Genomic DNA, 18,099 nt, shown 5'->3' on the forward strand with positions numbered 1-18,099 from the left:
ACTGATTTATTCCTTGATTGAAAGGATTCACTATGAATGGTCTGCTTGCAGGAGGGTCTACCCTTCTTACCGGCGCAGACGGCATACCGACGTCTTTAGGGCTCTTTTCCTCTGAGTTCCTGGGCACTTTGGTACTTATTTTGTTGGGTGCTGGCGTTTGTGCAGCTAATAGTTTGAACAAATCGCATGCCAAGGGTGCTGGTTGGGTAGCAATTGCTTTTGGCTGGGGTTTAGCAGTTTTTGCTGCGGTGTATGTTTCTGGTCCTTCCGGCGCGCATTTGAATCCGGCTGTAACCATTGGTCAGTGGGTTGCTGGGAATGAGCTAACAAAAGGCGTTCCTGCAACATTGGGCAACATGTTGGTTTACTTTGCCGGTCAAATGGTTGGCGCAATTGTTGGCGCGATCGTTTGCTGGCTCGCTTATAAGAAGCAGTTCGACGAACCAGCCGACGACGGCGTCAAGCTGGGCGTCTTCTCGACCGGTCCTGCCGTACCCTCGTATGGATGGAACCTGGTTTCTGAAATCATCGGAACTTTCGTTCTGATTGCATTCGTGGTTGCGTCCGGTCAGACCCCCTCCGGTCTTGGTCCTCTAGCTGTTGCACTCATCGTCGTTTCCATCGGATTCTCACTGGGTGGCCCCACAGGTTACGCCATTAACCCTGCACGCGATCTTGGTCCTCGTATCGCTCATGCCCTGCTTCCTATTCCAAACAAGGGCGATTCTAATTGGTCCTATGCTTGGGTTCCCGTAGTTGGTCCCATTATCGGCGCCGTACTTGCCGCGCTGATTGTACCTGCGCTACTCGCTATTTAGAGGTTGAGCTAAACTAACCCCCACAGTAACTATCACAAAGGAGTGGTTGATATGGCAGAGAAAAAACTGCCCGCACGCAAAAAGTACATCCTTTCGTTAGACCAAGGAACCACGAGTTCCCGCGCCATTTTGTTTGATAAAAAGGCGAACATCAAGGCTGTAGGCCAGCTCGAGCACGAGCAGATTTTTCCTAAGGCTGGCTGGGTTGAGCACGATCCGCTAGAAATCTGGAGCAATGTGCGTAAAGTAGTGGGTCATGCACTTTCTGATGCAGGCATCAACCACCACGAAATCGCCGCTGTTGGTATTACCAATCAGCGCGAAACCGCCGTCGTCTGGGATAAGAACACTGGCGAGCCGATTTATAACGCCATCGTTTGGCAGGACACCCGCACACAGAAGATTTGCAATGAGCTTGGCGGCAAAGAAGGCGAAGGCAAGTACCGCGATATCACCGGCTTGCACCTGGCAACTTATTTCTCAGGCCCAAAAATTAAGTGGATTCTCGACAATGTTGAGGGCGCACGCGAAAAGGCCGAAGCAGGTGACCTCCTCTTTGGCAACACCGATACCTGGCTCGTATGGAACCTCACCGGCGGCACTGATGGTGGTATTCACGTTACTGACGTCACCAACGCATCTCGCACTATGCTTATGAACATCAAGACTCTGCAGTGGGATGAATCCATTGCAGCAGATATGGGAATCCCCCTCTCGATGCTCCCTGAGATTCACTCTTCCTCCGAGATTTTGGGGGAAGGTCGCCAAAATGGTCTTCTGCCCGGGGTTCCTATTGCCGGTATTTTGGGTGATCAGCAGGCTGCTACTTTTGGTCAGGCGTGCTTTGAAGAGGGCATGGTGAAGAATACCTACGGCACAGGTAATTTCATGCTGATGAATACCGGTCAAGAACCCGTTATTTCTGAGAATGGTCTGCTCACCACCGTCGCCTACAAAATTGGCGATAACAAGCCCGTTTATGCGCTCGAAGGATCTGTCGCAGTTTCCGGCTCTTTGATTCAGTGGCTGCGTGATAACATGCGCATGATTAACGACGCTGCTGAATCTGAAAAGCTGGCAACCAGCGTGGAAGACTCCGGTGGGTGCTACGTGGTACCGGCTTTCTCCGGGCTATTTGCACCGCATTGGCGCTCCGATGCGCGTGGAGTTATTGTGGGCTTAACCCGCTATATTAACCGGGCGCATATCGTCCGCGCCGCTCTGGAGGCAACCGCGTGGCAGACTCGCGAAGTTCTCGATGCGATGAACGCAGATATCGATCACGCCGGAGTAGACGTAGAGCTCACCGAATTGCGTGTTGATGGCGGCATGACTGCAAATGAATTCCTCATGCAGTTCCAGGCAGATATTCTCGGAGTTCCTGTGATCCGCCCCAAGATTATTGAAACTACCGCTTTGGGTGCAGCTTATGCTGCCGGTATCGCCGTGGGATTCTGGGACGGCGAGCAAGATGTCATTGATAACTGGTCCGAAGATAAGCGTTGGACTCCGGATATGGATACTGAGGAGGTCGAGCGCCAGTACCGTAACTGGAAGAAGGCGGTTTCTAAGACCCTCGACTGGGTCGATGAAGACGTTATCACCGACTAATCTCTCTCAGTAAGTCAAGCCGGGGCATGAAATTGTCATGCCCCGGCTTTCTTATATGCTGAGGTGTATGGGTACTTCATCTCAGCTCTATTCACGGCTTCATTCATTGGACAGCAAATCATACGGTGCGCTCAAACAGCTAGCGGGAACATGGCAGTTTCAGGGCTTTGACTTGCATATTGATAAGGTGCAGCCCGATCCCTATGCGTCGGCGTCGAGAATTCGGATTACCTTACCAGTTACAGCTACCGAGGTACCCCAAGAGTTTTTGCAAGACACTGCAGATCGTGTTGCGGTGAGCGATTTTATTGCCCGAGACATTTACGATGCTATATCCCACGGTCCTCGGGAATTTCAGGCGGTACGCCCTGGACAAGAAATTCTTCCTCGTTCTTCGGTGACCTGTGAGAAAGGTACGGTTCAGGTTGCGCTTACTTTTCAGTTTCCTGCCGCTGGACGCCGAGTCAAGGGTCGCCTCGCTGCAGGACTTTTGGTGGACGACTTACCTGGTTTAGTCAGCTACTCGGCACTCGGCGAGCGGCTGCAACATCATGCGTTGAAACAGCACGTGCAAACCCTGCGCGATTATTTATTTATACAGCGTGAATTGCAGGACAGGCATCTGGTGGGTTTCGTAGCGGATGGTGCTGTTCTTGCCCGTCGCTCAGGCAATTCAGATACCCCATTAGCTAATGCTGTTCCCTTTGAATCTCCCGCAGAAAACAAAGTTTTCTTTGATCTGCCCAGCGGGCGCTCTATCAGTGGTTTAGGTATTCGAGAGGGTATTACTCTTCTGGTCGGTGGAGGTTTTCATGGAAAATCCACGCTTTTGAAAGCGCTAGAACGCGGCGTCTTCCCACATATTCCAGGAGACGGACGCCAGCTGGTAGTGAGCGATCCAACCGCTGTTTCTGTGCGGGCTGAGGATGGCCGAGCCGTCACAGGTACCAATATTTCTACCATGATTAATAACCTGCCGGGGCGGATTGATACGCAAGAATTTTCTACAGCCAATGCCAGTGGCTCCACCTCCCAGGCAGCTAATTTAGCCGAAGCCGTTGAAATAGGTACGCGTACTGTGCTTATTGATGAGGATACCTCCGCCACGAACTTCATGATTCGCGACCAGCGCATGAAAGCTTTAATTTCAGCCGAACCCATTACCCCGTTTGTCGATCGAATCTCAGACCTGTGGGAAGATCGGGGAATTTCAACCATTTTGGTGATGGGAGGGTCAGGAGCGTTCTTCGAACACGCACATACCGTTATTGCTTTGAATGAATACGTTCCTCAAGATGTGACCGAGCGAGCGCACCAACTAGCCAAGCAGTATCACGAAACGAAGCATTCCCTCTCAGAAGGTAATACCGATAAAACGTCCTCACTAGCTTTGCTGGGCGCACCTCGAACGGTTGACCCGAATTCCCTTCTTGTAGAGGACACGCGCAAACCTCCTCGGGGTCGCGGATTAGAGGAGATACAAATCGGTAAAGAGAACCTTGATTTGCGGTATCTCTCCCAGCTGGTGGATTCTGGGCAAACTCAGGCCATAGCACTATGCTTGCCCTTAGTTGCCCGGCGTCTTCAAACAGCTCAGATTCCCCTTGCGCCAGCGGTACAGGAGGTCATCGAGCAGATTGAAAGAGAAGGGTTAGAGACGCTCACAGGGTCAGATTCTAGAGTCCGAGGCGATGTGGTACTCCCCCGTAAAGAGGAGCTTTTTCAAGCAATTTCGCGGTGGCGAAAACTTCGCCTGAAGCGGTAAAAATCTCAGCAGAACTTCATCTTCTGTCACAAATATCGCAGGGGCAAAATACCCCAAGAATCTTCTTAGACCAAGGCTAGTGTGGAAATATAACCTACTTTTATCAGAAGGATTTCCCATGGGCTCCTCCCGGGCTGTATCGCCCACCGAATCCGCCCCTGCCGAAATTTCAGCCACCCCTGATTCTGAGCGGAAACTACCTCGATTTTCCCTCAAAACCCTCTAGTTTATTCTGGCTCATATCGTGTTGATAGCGGTCTTACTCTTACCTCACAGTGAGTCCCTCTCCTGGCAGGGGCAAATTTCTCTTGCGGTACTGGGCTTCGCCTTTATTATGTGGGTTACCGAGGCGGTGAGCTATCCGGTGTCCTCGGTGCTCATTATCGGTTACATTACGATTTTGCTGGGGCTTTCACCCGACCCCAAAGAACCCTCCAAAGCTCTAGGGACCACTGATGCTCTCGCTACAGCCCTGGGCGGATTCAGCTCCTCCGGCGTCGCTCTGGTGGCAGCTGCCCTCGCCCTTGCTGCCGCGATGCAGGCAACAGAACTGCATAAGCGCATTGCTCTCATTGTTTTGAGATTTGCCGGGGAAAAGACCTCGCACATTGTCGTGGGCGCCATTGCTATCTCGATTATCCTCGCCTTCTTCGTTCCCTCAGCAACGGCCCGTGCTGGCGCAGTCGTCCCAATTCTTTTGGGCATGGTAGCAGCCTTCGGTATGGCGAAAGATTCAAAGCTATCGGCTCTTCTAATTATTACCGCAGCTCAATCTGTTTCTATTTGGAATATCGGTATCAAAACGGCGGCAGCGCAGAACCTCGTTGCCATTGGATTCCTGCTACTACCCAAAATTGGTGTTTTCACTTGGAAATCAGCAGAAAAGCTCATCAATTGGGGCACACTGGTGGTCTTTGCAGTGGGCATTTCCCTGGGAACTCTTTTACTGAAGACGGGCGCAGCTAAGTGGCTTTCGGAGGTTACCTTTGGCGCTCTCGGTCTGCAACATATGCCGCTGTTAGCTACTATCGCCTTGGTATCAGCTTTCACCATTTTGATTCATTTGGGATTCGCCTCGGCAACGTCCCTATCTTCTGCCCTCATTCCTGTGTATATCGCGCTAGCTTCGACGTTGACCGCTCCTCAGGATGGTCTCGGGTTTGTGGTGATTCAGCAGTTCCTCATTAGCTTCGGATTCCTACTTCCTGTCTCAGCTCCACAGAATATGCTTGCCTACGGCACAGGAGCGTTCATCACTAAGCAGTTTCTCAAAACCGGCATTCCCCTAACAGTCATCGGCTACCTGTTGGTGCTGCTCTTCTCAACTACTTATTGGAAGTGGCTGGGGCTGGTCTAGAAGTTAGGTTGAGCAACGAAAAGTGAGGGGAAGGATATCTTGTTCCCCCAAGACTTTGAAGTACTTTTCGCTTTAGACTACGATTATCCCCTTCTCTAGCCCATTCTCAAGAAACGAGCACTTATGAGCCAAAATACCTTACATGCAACCCAGGAATGCCCCCTAGGTACTGTGTATCTGGCAACCGACGGCGATTCCCTCACCGGAGCCTGGTTAGAGGGGCAAGCCCACTTCGCAACCGCCGAGGAACTGGGCGAAAAAGTAGACCTTGATTCACAGCCCCTTTTGGCTCAAGCGGCGCAAGAACTTGACGAATATCTTGCTGGAGAGCGAACCTCTTTCTCCGTTCCCATTAACCCCGCCGGGAGCGATTTTCAGCTCGCAGTGTGGCAGGCATTGGAAGAAATCCCTTACGGGTACACCACCACCTACGGAGAAATCTCTAAGATTGTGGGCCCGCATGCCCCTGCTCAGGCGGTGGGGCAAGCAGTTGGGCGCAACCGATGCATCATTTTCATTCCCTGCCACCGAGTGGTGGGTGCCGACGGAAAATTGACGGGGTATGCCGCAGGGGTGGAAACTAAACAATTTCTGTTGGATCTAGAAGAACCTACCTCCGAGAAAGAAACTCGGCTTTTTTAGATGCCGGCTCTTTTCAGTGACGCCGATTTGGTGAGACAGCCGCGGGAGATTTACCCCGGCTGCGTTCATGTGCCCGGTTGGCTATCGATGAATCAGCAGCGATTTTTGGTGGGGGAATTTTTCCGCTGGGGTCAGACTACCCCCGAAAGAGAAGGAATTTCCCGAGGTATTCCTCCTCATTCGCCTGAGATTTACGGCAAGAAAATGTCCGTGCGCCTTACCTCGTTGGGCTGGCATTGGAGCGATTATGCCTATCGCAATGATGCTCCGGAATTTGGTGGTGCGCAGCCGTTTGCTGTTCCAGATTGGTTACAGCGCATGGGTAGGCAGGCATTAGATGCGGCGTATCAGCCATCGACGGCGCCGTCGTGGCCCGCTTTTGATGGTCCACAGCATGCCGAATGGGTTTCTAGCTATTGCCCTGATGTGGCGCTTATTAACTACTACGCACCTCATGCTTCAATGGGAATGCACCAGGATAAGGATGAGCGGTCATCGATGCCGATTGTCTCGGTATCGATGGGCAATACGGGCGTTTTTCGTGCAGGAAATTCGGAAAATAAAAATATGCCCTTTGAAGATATTTTGCTGGCTTCTGGGGATCTAATTGTCTTTGGCGGTCCCAGCCGTTTTATGTATCATGGCGTGCCGAAGATTTTGCCTGATACTTCACCTGCTGAACTCAATTTCCCTGAGGGTCGAATCAATATTACGCTTCGACAGACAGGTCTATCCCCGGCAGGTAACTAAGGAGAACATTATGCCAGAGCCACAGCAGCATCCAGCTCCTGAAAAGTTGACCCCCGATGTGGTGACCGGCGAGGATGGTCTTTCTCGCCCCCGCTGGGCTGCAACAGATGAGCTGATGCGCACCTATTACGACGAGGAGTGGGGCGTACCCATTGCTGATGAGCAGGGTATGTTTGAACGGATCTGCCTAGAAGGCTTTCAAGCCGGTTTGAGCTGGCGCACCGTGTTAGTGAAGAGAGACGCACTTAGAGAAGACTTTTTGGACTTCAACCCCGATGCTGTAGCTCTTCTGACGGACGAGGATGTCGCCCGCATCAAGGAAGACCCGCGGATTATTCGTTCCGAAGCGAAGATTCGCGCTGTCATCAAGAATGCACGCGCTACCCTCGCTCTGCGACAGCGAGCGCAGAGCCTCAGAGAGCAGGTACGCCTCTCCCCCGACGTCGAGCTACCAGCAGCAGAGGCAGCGCTTTTAGGTTTTACACTCCCTAACGGGATGCAAGTCGATGACGGTTTACCTGCGTTGATTTGGAGTTACGGGCCTGAGCAAACTCCCACCCCGCAGAGGTTTGTAGAGGTTCCTACCCGGTCTGAGGAGTCGGAGAATCTTGCCAAGCGTCTTAAAAAAGAAGGATTTTCTTTCGTGGGACCAACGACGGTCTATGCCATGTTTGAGGCTTGCGGAGTGGTCGATACTCACTTGATAGATTCGCATCGGCGCGGCATCTCGAAACTTTGGAACGCCGATGGGTCGCGTCGAGCATGAACCACGTCGATTGCCCGCTAAATAATTAGATGGGCTATGGGGGCAGTAATGAGGATGCTCAGGATAACGCGCTCCACCCAAATTACTAGCAGATGCCAGAATTTCACGGGAATATCGGTTGCCATGATGGAGGGCACCATAGCTGAGAGGAAGATAATTCCTGATACCGCAACTACGGCGATAATGAACGCGGTGAGGGTGTCTCCTTCAGGACCAATTTCAGTAGCGGGTAGGAACATTTCCACCAGCCCCAGGCTGATGGCTTTGCCACCCAGTAAGGGATCTGGCATACCGGCTAGCTTATTGAAGGGAACGAAAATCCAACCCATCCAGTCAAAGATGGGAGTGTATTTTGCCGCCAGCAATCCCAGCAAACCAACGGACATAATCGAGGGCAGAATTGCTGACGCCATGATGACACCGTCTTTGAAATTGAGCCACATGGTCTGAACGATTCCGGGGTTAGCATGTAGAGTTCCGCGTGCCTGTTCCCACGCCACTTGCATCTTATGGCGAGTGATGGGTTGCTCAGGGTTAGGGGTAGACCCTGGAAAGTGGGTGTCTGGGATGGTGGACAGCGGCGGAATACGAACGCAGATAGCTGTCACCACGAAAGTCACAAAAAATGCGGTGAAGAAGTACTGCAACCACAGGTCCATAATCTGCAAAGTATTAGCAACAATCACCATAAAAGTAACCGAGACGGTGGAGAAGCCTGTTGCAATGATCGCCGCTTCTTTGGCGGTGTAACCGCCCTGCTTATATACGCGGTTGGTGAGAAGGAGCCCCAGCGAATAGGAGCCGACGAAACTCGCTACGGCGTCGACGGCAGAGCGACCTGGAGTGCGCCAAATGGGATACATAATCGGGCGAACGAAAACTCCCACAAACTCCATCAGCCCAAAGCCGATGAGGAACCCCAGGAAGATAGCACCGATGGGAACAATTAGACCAACGGACGTTACGAGTGTCTTCCAAAGAAAGGGGCCGATTGTTTCATCTGCCAGCCAGGCAGGTGGCGCCGTCATCATCAAAATGGCAGCGATGAGACCCACCACGTTAAGGAAAGAAAAGATTATTTGCGTCAGGGACTTTTTCCACCGCCCTGTCACGAAAGGGCGAATGGTGCCGAACAGCACCAGAGCCAACATGAGCCAGGGAACGGCTTCGCCTGAGACGCTCTTGACCCAGTTCACCACATGATCCAGCGGTATGGTGCTCTTGCCGCCTACCGTAATGGGAATGAAGAACATGAAGATTCCCAGAGCCGAACAAAGAATTAATTTGAGTGCATCTTTCCCAGCACCGGGGGCATTGACGGGAACGAGAGCTGCAGTCTGTTCCTCGCTAATGGCGTGTTCTGACATGAAGTTCCTTTGAATTCGTCTTTGAATTACCCAAAATGTATCACAGCTCACTTCTCTCGCATCCTTGCGTTTTACGGAAAGTAGCGCGGAATGACAGGGCGAACCCCTCCAATTTTCATCTAATGAAAATTTATTTTTATTCTGCAACAACACCTCTTGAGGGATTTTTCGCTCACATATCTGATGTATTCTTCTGAACGTAAGATGTTTGTGACTCAAGATACAAACCTGGCGAGTGGGAATCGGCGAGGTAGAAATATGCCAACTACGACCACGCGATCTGTTGAACGCGCCCTCAAGCTCCTCACCGTCGTCTGCGATCATCCGGGAATAAACCTCACCAAAGCGTCTGAGCAAGCCGATCTTTCCCCCTCCAGCGCGTTGCGACTGTTGCACACCCTTGAAGAACTCGAATTTGTTCGCCGAGATCGTGCGGGAAAATTCGATGTTGGGCCGCAATTGCTCCGTCTGGGGTTCAAAGCCCTGGGCGACAACACCTTACGGAATCGTTGCCGCCCCACCATGCTCGAACTTGCAGAACGAACCGGCGAATCGGTGTATCTTTCCATCAAACAACACCACCAGGTCCTCTATTTGGCAGTAGTAAACGGAACGCACGCCATCCAGCACAGAAGCTGGGAAGGGCAAACGATTCCTTTGAATTCCACCGCGGTCGGCGCAGTTCTTCTTAACCAGCACAACGATGAAAAATACACGGTAGTCACCAGCGGTGTTGAAGCAGATGTCACCGCTATTGCAACCCCTCTTCAGGTGCGTGGAAAAACCATCGCGGCATTGAGCATGCTTGTCCCGACCTACCGAATTACACCTGAAAAAGAAGCTGAACTTGGTCAGCTGCTACACAGCACGGTTCAAGAACTTTCCCAGAAATTTGAAAATATCTAGTTTTCCCCAACCTAACCAGACCACCCACTCAATGATGAAATGGATGTGAATATGTACAACAACACCAGCACCTCAGAAGCTATGCAAATCAAGCTCGATAACGAATTTCCACCCGAGCCCAGCTTTGACCCCGCCTACCGCCGCGCGCCCTCGCGCGGATTCCGCTTGAACCTCGAACAGACCAAACTAGCCCTGCGCAACGCACTGCGTTATTTACCCGAAGAACTGCATGAACAAGCAGCACCCGAATTCCTTGAAGAGCTACGCACCTACGGCCGTATCTACGCCTACCGCTGGCGTCCACAGGGTCGGATTCACGGTCGCCCCATCGACGAATACGAGGGCAAGTGCATCGAAGGCAAGGCAATGCAGGTGCAGATTGATAACAATCTCGACACCGACGTAGCGCTCTACCCCTACGAGCTCGTCACCTACGGTGAGACCGGTCGCGTCTGCCAGAACTGGTTGCAGTACCGACTGATTATGAAGTATCTGCAGGAATTGACCGAAGACACCACCTTGGTTGTGATGTCCGGTCATCCTCTTGGTCTCTTCCCTTCCCGCCCCGAGTCCCCGCGCGTCATTATCACCAACTCCCTGATGATTGGTCGTTACGACAACCAGAAGGACTGGGAAATTGCAGAAGAATTGGGAGTCGCTAACTACGGTCAGATGACCGCTGGCGGCTGGATGTACATTGGGCCCCAGGGTATCGTGCACGGCACTTTCAATACTCTGCTCAATGCAGGGCGTAGCAAGCTGGGCATCCCCGCAGAGGACGATTTGGCGGGCGTATTGTTCGTATCTTCCGGGCTTGGCGGTATGAGTGGTGCTCAGCCTAAAGCAGCTGAAATCGCCAACGCTGTAGGTATCGTGGCAGAGGTAGACTACTCGCGCATTCAGACCCGCCTAGATCAAGGCTGGGTTGGTCACGCCTCCTCAGATTTGGCAGAGGTTTTCCGCATCGCCAAGGAGCACATTGACTCCAAGACACCCGTTTCGATTGCCTACCACGGCAACATCGTAGATTTGCTCCAGTACGCCGTCGACAACAACATCGAAATCCCCCTCCTGAGCGACCAGACCAGCTGCCACGCAGTCTACGACGGCGGATACTGCCCACAGGGCCTCACCTTCGAAGAACGCACCAGGCTACTTAAGAACGACCGCGACCAGTTTGTTGAAAAGGTTGATGCAACCTTGCGCAAGCACTACGAGCTCATCAAGGAATTGGTTCAGCGCGGCACCTACTTCTTCGACTACGGCAATGCATTTATGGCATCGGTCTTCTCCGCCGGCGTCACCGAAATTGCTATCGATGGCGACGAACGCAACGGCTTCATCTGGCCCTCCTACGTTGAAGATATCATGGGTCCCGAACTCTTTGACTACGGTTACGGTCCCTTCCGCTGGGTCTGTCTCTCCGGTGATCACGAAGACTTGCGCAAGACCGACCAGGCGGCGATGGACTGCATCGATCCCACCCGCCGCCACCAGGATCGCGATAACTATAACTGGATTCGTGATGCAGAGAAAAATGCCCTAGTTGTAGGCACTCAGGCACGTATTTTGTACCAGGATGCACAGGGGCGCATGGATATCGCATTGCGCTTCAACGAGCTAGTGCGTAACGGAGAAATCGGCCCCGTCATGCTAGGTCGCGACCACCACGATGTATCCGGTACCGATTCGCCCTTCCGCGAGACCTCCAATATCAAGGACGGCTCCAACATTATGGCGGATATGGCAACCCAGTGCTTCGCCGGCAACGCTGCACGCGGCATGAGCCTTGTTGCGCTGCATAACGGCGGTGGCACCGGTATCGGTAACTCCATCAACGGTGGTTTTGGTATGGTGCTGGATGGTTCCGAGCGAGTCGACGAAGTCATCAAGTCATCCCTACTCTGGGATGTCATGTGTGGCGTGGCGCGCCGTAGCTGGGCACGCAACGAACACTCTATTAAGACAGCAACCGACTTCAATCACGATTACTCGGGCAAGGGACAGATTACACTTCCCTACACCGTCAACGATGATCTCATCGATTCACTCGTCAACTAGAACCGATTGAGCTAGCTCAACACCCAGGGTGCGAGGTAAATGATGCCTCGCACCCCCTACTGATTCAGGAGAAAAATACATGGCTTCAAGCCAGCTTTTCACCAATATCAAAACACTGGTTACTAACGACCCAGCCGTTGATAACGGCTCATTGGGCATCATCGAAGACGCCGCTTTTATTGTGGATGAGGGAAAAATAGCCTGGGTGGGCTCTGCTGGGCAGGCTCCCGACGCCGACCAGCAATTCGATGTAGACGGACGCGCAGTACTGCCCGGCTTCGTCGAATCGCATTCTCATCTGGTCTTTCAGGGCGACCGCTCGGTAGAGTTTGCGGCTCGCATGGAAGGTAAAAAGTACGAGGCAGGCGGAATTCGCACCACGATTGAGAAAACTCGCTCCGCAACCGACCAGCAGCTCAAGACTAATATTCAGCGTTATATGAATGAGTACCTGAGACAGGGAACTACTACCGTTGAAGTGAAATCGGGCTATGGGCAGTCTGCCGCATCTGAAGTGCAGGGTGTGAAAGTTGCTGCGACTTGCACCGATGAAGTCACTTTACTCGCCGCCCATGTGGCTCCCGAGGAATATGCTGGGCGCCAGGACGAATACGTGCAAATGGCGATTGATGAGATGATTCCCCTCGCCGCTAATTACGCTAAGTGGATTGATGTTTTCTGTGAAAAGGGTGCCTTTACCGAGGAACAATCACGGGCAATCCTGACCGCCGGCGTACAACACGGACTGGTTCCACGGGTGCACGGCAACCAGCTCACCTATGGCTCCGGAGTTCTACTAGCGGTTGAGTTCGATGCCGCGTCGGTGGATCACGTGGTCTATCTTTCTGATGCCGACGTCGATGCTCTAGCGAACAGCAACACGGTAGCTACCGTGCTGCCCGGTGCAGATTTTTCAACACGCAATGACTACCCTAACGCACGGCGTCTGCTCGATGCTGGCGTTACCGTTGCTTTGGGAGCTGATTGCAATCCGGGAACCAGTTTTACTACTTCGATTCCATTTTGTATTGCCATTGCCGTCCGAGATTTAAAGATGAGCCCTAATGAAGCGGTGTGGGCTGCCACTGCCGGCGGTGCCCAGGCGCTACGACGAGATGATATTGGACGAATCTCCCCCGGCGCCCGCGCCAATTTCATGGCGCTGGATGCCCCTAACCACCTTCACCTGGCATACCGCCCCGGCGTTCCGCTGGTGAGTGGAGTGTGGAAGGACGGCACGCTCACCCACGGATCATCCAGATTGCAGGAGAACAACGCATGATTATTGATAGAGCACCAGAGGCTCTTACCGGACGAGACGACGGTGACGGCCCTGAGCACAACCGCTGGTTCAAACAGCTTCTTACGGTCGATGACTTTACCCCGGAGAACCTGAAGTCTTTAGATGCCGTGTTGGTGGGGTTCGCTTCAGACGAGGGTGTCCGCCGAAATAAAGGCAGGCAGGGCGCCCAAAAGGCTCCCGCTGCTTTGCGAGCAGCGCTGGCAAATTTTGCTCTCACCCCGAATCAGGGTGAGCGCAAGACTGCTGATGTGGGCGATGTGGTCACTGCTGGAAATGAATTGGAAGCAGCTCAGAGCCGCCTAGCCGATACGGTAGCTACGATTATCGACGCCGGTGCGCTAGCTATGGTCTTTGGCGGTGGACATGAAGTTGCGTTTGGTACCTATTCGGGAATTGCACAGTCCTCAGCGCGTGCGCAACAGCGTGTAGGAATTTTGAATCTCGATGCGCATTTCGACCTGCGCTCTGCAGATCAGCCCAGCTCCGGTACTCCTTTTCGCCAGGCACTCGAACAAGAAGCAGCCGCCGGCACCGAACTTTCCTACGCTGTCGTCGGTATTAGCCAGCCTTCCAATACGCAGATTTTGTTTGATACTGCTGACCATTTTGACGTGCGATACCTCCTAGATGAGCAAAGCCAAACCGAAAACCTGGGTGACGTTCAACGGTTTGTCCAGGATTTTATTGATTCTGTTGATGTGCTCTATTTGACCGTCGATTTGGATGTTCTGCCTGCTGCTGTTGCTCCGGGTGTAAGTGCTCCGGCGGCGTTTGGTGTGCCTCTGCCAGTGATTCTCTCCTGCGTTCGTCAAGCTGCTACGTCAGGAAAGCTCATTGCAGCTGATATAGCCGAGCTCAACCCCTCTTTTGATATTGACGGACGCACTGCGCGCAGTGCTGCTCGCATTGCTCACACCGTTCTCACCCAACATAGAAAGATAAATCATGACTAACGATAAAGCTGGCCGCCCTCACGTTGAGGTGGGAATTGGTGCCCTTTCTTTCGAAGACGTCATCAACGTCTGCCGCCATGATGCCACGGTTTCGCTCAGTGAAGAGTCCCTCCAAGAAATCGAAAAATCAGCGCAGCGGATCCGCGATTTAGCACATGATGAAACCCCGGTGTATGGAGTCTCCACAGGCTTTGGTGCTCTAGCTTCAAAGCACATTCCGCTAGAGCAGCGTACCGCTTTGCAACGCGGGTTGATTCGTTCCCATGCTGCAGGTTCCGGCCCTGAAATTGAGCGCGAAGTCATCCGCGGCGTCATGCTATTACGTCTTTCGACTATGGCAACCGGTCGTACGGGTGTACGCCCTGAAGTTGCTAAGGCCTACGCTGCGATGCTCTCTGCGGGTATTACTCCGGTGGTCTTTGAATATGGTTCGTTGGGATGTTCAGGTGACCTCGCTCCCCTAGCCCACTGCGCTCTGGCAATCATCGGTGAAGGTCAAGTTCGCGATTCCGAGGGCAATCTCCAGGATGCCGCAGACGCGCTCACCGAAGCTGGATTGACTCCCGTTGAGCTAGCGGAAAAAGAAGGTCTTGCGCTGATTAACGGCACAGACGGCATGCTCTCGATGTTGGTCATGGCAATTACCGATCTTGACCGGTTGGTACGCCTTGCCGACGTCGCAGCAGCAATGTCTGTTGAAGGTCTGGTCGGCACCGATCGTGTCTTCGCCGCTGACTTGCATGAACTTCGCCCCCATCCCGGTCAGATTGCAGCAGCGCGCAATATTCGCACTATTCTGGAAGATTCCGAGATCATCCGCCACCATCAGGGCGAGCATTCAACCTATGTTCAGGATGCGTACTCGTTACGCTGCTCCCCGCAAGTTGCTGGAGCGGTGCGAGACACCATTGAGCATGCGCGTTCAGTTGCTCTTCGCGAGCTTGCCTCTGCCATCGATAATCCGGTAGTAACCAAGGACGGTCGCGTGGAATCGAATGGTAACTTCCATGGAGCACCGGTTGCCTACGTTCTAGATTTCTTGGCTATTGCTGTTGCCGATGCCGCCTCTATTTCCGAACGACGCACCGACCGCTTCTTGGATCCCGCCCGCAACCGCTGTCTCAACGCGTTCTTGGCAGATGACCCTGGTGTAGATTCTGGCCATATGATTGCCCAGTACACCCAAGCAGCGATTGTTTCTGAACTCAAGCGTCTGGCTAATCCGGCATCCGTTGATTCGATTCCATCTTCTGCAATGCAGGAAGATCACGTATCCATGGGGTGGAGTGCCGCTCGTAAGCTACGTAAGTCAGTGGATGGTTTCACGCGCGTTTTAGCTATTGAGATTCTGACGGCTGCCCGAGGTATTGATATGCGGGCTCCGCAGAAACCTGCAGCAGCAACCGGTGCGGTTATCTCCAAGCTCCGCGAAACCGTGGAGGGCCCGGGCACTGACCGCTATCTGGCTCCTGAAATCAACGAAACAGTACGTTTGGTCGCTAACGGTGAACTACTCGACGCCGTCGAGCAGACCATCGGTTCGCTTCAGTAACCAACAACCAGCGCTAACACGCCCTTTGTGATGAGCCAGATGGCTCCTCACAAAGGGCGTTTTTGTAAATATTGGCTCATCAGATGCCAAAAAGCGGGCATAACGGATTCAGAACGCGATAGGGCAAAAGTATTTAGCACAATTAATTCATTCGCCCCCAACTAAGGAAACCCATGCAATCCCCCGCTTCGAATAACCCTCCCAATCGCCGGCAAATTGTGCGGGGTGCTGCCTGGTCTGCCCCGGCAGTTCTCTCCGCCGGAGTTGTCCCTGCCTATGCCTCTTCAAAAAAGGGAACAGCCACTACGACCGCCGGCCAATATTTTCGACACGTTGCTCGCAAAGCGATAACCGGAACTTGCAACGTTACGACCAACCCCACTAGGGGGTATATTGATTCCCTCCCCTACAAATCGCCTGCAGGCAATTCGAATACGAATCGTGACCCTGCAACATCTAATGGGTATTGGGTGGAGGGAACAGCCGGAACGGTTACAAACCTCACCATTAAATCGGTGATTACTTTTAACCACCCCATCCAGATTGAGCCTACCGGCTCGTATGGCAACAACGTAATTCCCGCTGGCTGGACGGTCACGCAAACTGACCCTAAAACTCTGACCTTAACTTTCACTGCAGCGACGTGGAATCTCTCTACTTCAGTAGTAGGTTCGGGCGACGCCACAGGCGTATTCATACAGTTCAAAGTAACAGATGCTTGCTTGGCTGCAAGAGCGCTGACGGTTACTGGGCAAACTACCATGACCTACGCCGATGCTGTCGGCACCAAAACCATGACTAAAAATACTGGTCCGACCTCCATGTAAAAGCAAAAGAGATACCTCCCACCCAGTGAGCCAAATTGGCTAGTGGGTGGGAGGTTTTTCTCTTTCTTACGAATTAGCGCGCAGAAGCAGCATCTACGCTAATACGCACACCTGTCTTAGGACGGGTCAAAATCTGATCCCAGCGGAACTCGGTGTCATCCTGATCCTGTGAAATATGCACGTTCTTCTGCGCCATGGCAGAAATTGCAACAGAAAGAGCAGTCACCGCAATGCGTTCACCGGGGCAGCGGTGGCCAGTATGCACATCGCCGCCACCCTGAGGAATAAAGTAGGCGATATCTTCCCAATTCTCGACGCCCATAAAGCGGGAGGGGTCGAAATCAGCGGCGTTTTCCCAGAGCTGAGGAGAGTTATTGGTACCCAAGATATCAATCAAAACGCGCTGTCCCTTATGCACCGGGCAGCCCGAAACTTCGGCGTCTTCTTTGACATAGCCGGGGAGCATGGGAACAAATGGGTACTTACGGCGGGTCTCCTGAGCAAAGGCAATGGATTCGGGGACATTCGCCCAGCTCCCCTTGGCCTCGACTGCGGAGCGGATTTTTTCTGCCCAGTCAGGGTTCTGTACGAGCGCTACTGCAGCAAAAGCCGCAAAGCGGGAAACCGCAATAGTGGGGCGGGTGAGATTCTGCAGTTCAATAGCTGCAATGCGGGCGGAAACCAGTTCGTCATTTTCATCGCGCAGATCCACGATATGCGCGGTCACGGAATCAGGGTCAACCTCCTGAGTTCCTGAGCGAACATTTTCAATGAGTTGTTCGAACCAGCGGTCCAGCTTTGCGCGGTCAATCCAGGCGAGAGGGTTCTTCAGAGGATTACCGAACGTATCCAGCAGATGGCTCATGCGCTGAGCCTCTTTGACCATTTGCTCATCGGTCATAGGAATACCAGCCCAGCGGAAAGCTGCGCGTCCGTAGGCTACCGCTACATCGTCGTAAACATTGCCGGGCTTTTCAGCCCAGTCAGAGAGAGTGCGCTCCATTTCTTCGGTAACAAGGTCGGCAAAGTGAGCCACGCGTGCGTCGTCGTCATAAGCCATCGCCGCCATCTGAGCTTTGCGCACCTTGTGGGCCTCACCGTCGAGCCCGTGAATTGTTCCCTTACCAAAGAGAGTGTCATTGACGGCGTGAGGCATAGCGCCATCACGGCTAATTTTGGACTCGTCGTAGAAGAAGCCCACGGCTTCTTTGCCGCGAATCATCGTGGCGTCTTTACCCAACATCTTGAGGGTGAAAGGTTCGTGGGAGTTCTGCTTCAAACCAGCTTTAGCACGCATACGCGAAGCGAAAAGGTACCCGTCGGTAATGAAGTTCAGTGATTTATCTTTAAGAGTCTTTTTCTGAGGAGTAGTAGTCATAAAATCAGTCTACTTTCTATTCACCGAAAGTAGACTGATTTAA

Annotated in this window: 15 protein-coding genes; 13 read left to right on the plus strand and 2 right to left on the minus strand. The window is 52.8% G+C overall.

Going from position 1 to position 18,099, the window contains the following annotated elements; genetic code table 11:
• Nucleotides 1-32: 32 nt before the first annotated feature.
• The 7 genes from IDM48_RS07440 to IDM48_RS07470 all read left to right on the plus strand — a co-directional run bounded on the left by IDM48_RS07440 (nt 33) and on the right by IDM48_RS07470 (nt 7,709).
• A complete protein-coding gene (locus tag IDM48_RS07440; RefSeq protein ID WP_190616749.1) occupies nt 33-818 on the plus strand; it encodes an MIP/aquaporin family protein in 786 nt (261 codons plus the stop codon).
• Between the two features lie 51 nt (nt 819-869).
• Nucleotides 870-2,429 carry a glycerol kinase GlpK gene (gene glpK / locus IDM48_RS07445; protein WP_190616750.1) on the plus strand — a complete coding sequence of 520 codons (1,560 nt, stop codon included), beginning with the start codon at nt 870-872 and terminating at the stop codon, nt 2,427-2,429.
• Between the two features lie 67 nt (nt 2,430-2,496).
• Nucleotides 2,497-4,194, plus strand: coding sequence for an ABC-ATPase domain-containing protein (locus IDM48_RS07450; RefSeq protein WP_190616752.1), 1,698 nt, complete (start codon nt 2,497-2,499; stop codon nt 4,192-4,194).
• A gap of 244 nt (nt 4,195-4,438) precedes the next feature.
• A complete protein-coding gene (locus tag IDM48_RS07455; protein WP_238397930.1) occupies nt 4,439-5,551 on the plus strand; it encodes an SLC13 family permease in 1,113 nt (370 codons plus the stop codon).
• Nucleotides 5,552-5,674: 123 nt separating this feature from the next.
• The gene (locus tag IDM48_RS07460) at nt 5,675-6,193 is read left to right on the plus strand and encodes a methylated-DNA--[protein]-cysteine S-methyltransferase (RefSeq protein WP_068171774.1); all 519 of its coding nucleotides are present in this window, start codon (nt 5,675-5,677) and stop codon (nt 6,191-6,193) included.
• A complete protein-coding gene (locus IDM48_RS07465) occupies nt 6,194-6,943 on the plus strand; it encodes an alpha-ketoglutarate-dependent dioxygenase AlkB family protein (protein ID WP_190616754.1) in 750 nt (249 codons plus the stop codon).
• 10 nt (nt 6,944-6,953) lie between these two features.
• Nucleotides 6,954-7,709, plus strand: a complete 756-nt coding sequence (locus IDM48_RS07470) for a DNA-3-methyladenine glycosylase I (protein ID WP_151147398.1) — start codon at nt 6,954-6,956, stop codon at nt 7,707-7,709.
• Between the two features lie 17 nt (nt 7,710-7,726).
• On the opposite strand, the gene IDM48_RS07475 is transcribed toward IDM48_RS07470, so the two are convergent.
• Nucleotides 7,727-9,076 carry a YjiH family protein gene (locus IDM48_RS07475; protein WP_190616756.1) on the minus strand — a complete coding sequence of 450 codons (1,350 nt, stop codon included), beginning with the start codon at nt 9,074-9,076 and terminating at the stop codon, nt 7,727-7,729.
• Between the two features lie 258 nt (nt 9,077-9,334).
• Between IDM48_RS07475 and IDM48_RS07480 the strand changes: the two genes are divergently transcribed.
• From IDM48_RS07480 to IDM48_RS07505, 6 genes are all read left to right on the plus strand, one after another.
• Nucleotides 9,335-9,982 carry an IclR family transcriptional regulator gene (locus IDM48_RS07480; RefSeq protein WP_068171763.1) on the plus strand — a complete coding sequence of 216 codons (648 nt, stop codon included), beginning with the start codon at nt 9,335-9,337 and terminating at the stop codon, nt 9,980-9,982.
• Nucleotides 9,983-10,033: 51 nt separating this feature from the next.
• Entirely contained in the window at nt 10,034-12,043 is a 2,010-nt protein-coding gene (locus IDM48_RS07485) for a urocanate hydratase (protein WP_190616758.1), read from the plus strand.
• 79 nt (nt 12,044-12,122) lie between these two features.
• Nucleotides 12,123-13,325, plus strand: coding sequence for an imidazolonepropionase (hutI, locus tag IDM48_RS07490; protein ID WP_190616760.1), 1,203 nt, complete (start codon nt 12,123-12,125; stop codon nt 13,323-13,325).
• Entirely contained in the window at nt 13,322-14,299 is a 978-nt protein-coding gene (gene hutG, locus IDM48_RS07495; RefSeq protein WP_190616762.1) for a formimidoylglutamase, read from the plus strand. Before hutI ends, hutG begins: the two co-directional genes overlap by 4 nt.
• Entirely contained in the window at nt 14,292-15,851 is a 1,560-nt protein-coding gene (gene hutH / locus IDM48_RS07500) for a histidine ammonia-lyase (protein WP_190616764.1), read from the plus strand. Before hutG ends, hutH begins: the two co-directional genes overlap by 8 nt.
• 173 nt (nt 15,852-16,024) lie before the next feature.
• Nucleotides 16,025-16,678: a hypothetical protein gene (locus IDM48_RS07505; RefSeq protein WP_190616766.1), complete on the plus strand. Its 654-nt coding sequence runs from the start codon at nt 16,025-16,027 to the stop codon at nt 16,676-16,678.
• Nucleotides 16,679-16,751: 73 nt separating this feature from the next.
• Here the strand turns inward: IDM48_RS07505 and IDM48_RS07510 are convergent, their stop codons facing one another.
• On the minus strand, nt 16,752-18,056 hold the full coding sequence (locus IDM48_RS07510; RefSeq protein ID WP_190616768.1) for a cytochrome P450: 1,305 nt from the start codon (nt 18,054-18,056) through the stop codon (nt 16,752-16,754).
• Between the last annotated feature and the right edge of the window lie 43 nt (nt 18,057-18,099).

Source organism: Rothia amarae, from assembly GCF_014705945.2.
Taxonomy (GTDB): domain Bacteria; phylum Actinomycetota; class Actinomycetes; order Actinomycetales; family Micrococcaceae; genus Rothia; species Rothia amarae.

What these genes read in the sequence shown, in the direction of transcription:
- IDM48_RS07480 (WP_068171763.1), top strand. Translation starts at nt 9,335, where the DNA reads ATGCCAACTACGACCACGCGATCTGTTGAACGCGCCCTCAAGCTCCTC.
- IDM48_RS07440 (WP_190616749.1), top strand. Translation starts at nt 33, where the DNA reads ATGAATGGTCTGCTTGCAGGAGGGTCTACCCTTCTTACCGGCGCAGAC.
- IDM48_RS07485 (WP_190616758.1), top strand. Translation starts at nt 10,034, where the DNA reads ATGTACAACAACACCAGCACCTCAGAAGCTATGCAAATCAAGCTCGAT.
- IDM48_RS07450 (WP_190616752.1), top strand. Translation starts at nt 2,497, where the DNA reads ATGGGTACTTCATCTCAGCTCTATTCACGGCTTCATTCATTGGACAGC.
- IDM48_RS07505 (WP_190616766.1), top strand. Translation starts at nt 16,025, where the DNA reads ATGCAATCCCCCGCTTCGAATAACCCTCCCAATCGCCGGCAAATTGTG.
- IDM48_RS07460 (WP_068171774.1), top strand. Translation starts at nt 5,675, where the DNA reads ATGAGCCAAAATACCTTACATGCAACCCAGGAATGCCCCCTAGGTACT.
- hutG (WP_190616762.1), top strand. Translation starts at nt 13,322, where the DNA reads ATGATTATTGATAGAGCACCAGAGGCTCTTACCGGACGAGACGACGGT.
- hutI (WP_190616760.1), top strand. Translation starts at nt 12,123, where the DNA reads ATGGCTTCAAGCCAGCTTTTCACCAATATCAAAACACTGGTTACTAAC.
- IDM48_RS07510 (WP_190616768.1), bottom strand. Translation starts at nt 18,056, where the DNA reads ATGACTACTACTCCTCAGAAAAAGACTCTTAAAGATAAATCACTGAAC.
- IDM48_RS07475 (WP_190616756.1), bottom strand. Translation starts at nt 9,076, where the DNA reads ATGTCAGAACACGCCATTAGCGAGGAACAGACTGCAGCTCTCGTTCCC.
- IDM48_RS07465 (WP_190616754.1), top strand. Translation starts at nt 6,194, where the DNA reads ATGCCGGCTCTTTTCAGTGACGCCGATTTGGTGAGACAGCCGCGGGAG.
- hutH (WP_190616764.1), top strand. Translation starts at nt 14,292, where the DNA reads ATGACTAACGATAAAGCTGGCCGCCCTCACGTTGAGGTGGGAATTGGT.
- glpK (WP_190616750.1), top strand. Translation starts at nt 870, where the DNA reads ATGGCAGAGAAAAAACTGCCCGCACGCAAAAAGTACATCCTTTCGTTA.
- IDM48_RS07470 (WP_151147398.1), top strand. Translation starts at nt 6,954, where the DNA reads ATGCCAGAGCCACAGCAGCATCCAGCTCCTGAAAAGTTGACCCCCGAT.